Source organism: Arenimonas sp. MALMAid1274 (assembly GCF_049195245.1).
Classification (GTDB): domain Bacteria; phylum Pseudomonadota; class Gammaproteobacteria; order Xanthomonadales; family Xanthomonadaceae; genus Arenimonas.
Genome location: NZ_JBMIRR010000006.1, coordinates 1 through 466, shown reverse-complemented (window position 1 = coordinate 466; position 466 = coordinate 1). Strand labels below are relative to the sequence as shown.

At 65.2% G+C, this 466-nt stretch carries 1 protein-coding gene; it reads right to left on the bottom strand.

From position 1 onward, the window contains the following. On the bottom strand, window positions 1-466 hold a 466-nt coding region (locus ACOQFR_RS00030), incomplete at both ends, for a hypothetical protein (RefSeq protein ID WP_421377377.1).

Below are 466 nucleotides of genomic sequence, written 5' to 3'. Positions count from 1 at the left end.
CGGACCATTCGTCACCGGGGCAAGGGTGATGTCGGCCGGATTGACCGCCGCACCATTGAGCAGGTCATTGCCTAGGACGTTGACGACATTGGTGTTGGCGACGAAGCCATTGACCGGGCCGGCAGCGTCGTTGACGGCGTCAATGACGCCCTCCTCCACCGTGACCGTAACGGTCGCCGTGTCGCAGTTGGTCGGATTGAGGACCTCGCAGATCTCGTAGTCGACCGTGTAGGTGCCAGCCGGGGTATTCGGCGCGACGTCCACCGAGCCATCGGCGTTCACGGTCAGCGGACCGTTGGTCGCCGGAACCAGGGTGATGTTCGCTGGATTCACCGGCGCGCCATTGAGCTGGTCATTGGCCAGGACGTTGACGACGTTCGTGCCGCCGGTCGCGCCGTTGACGGGACCCGCCGTGTCGTTGATCGCGTCGAGCACGGCCGCTTCGACCGTCACGGTGACCGTGGCG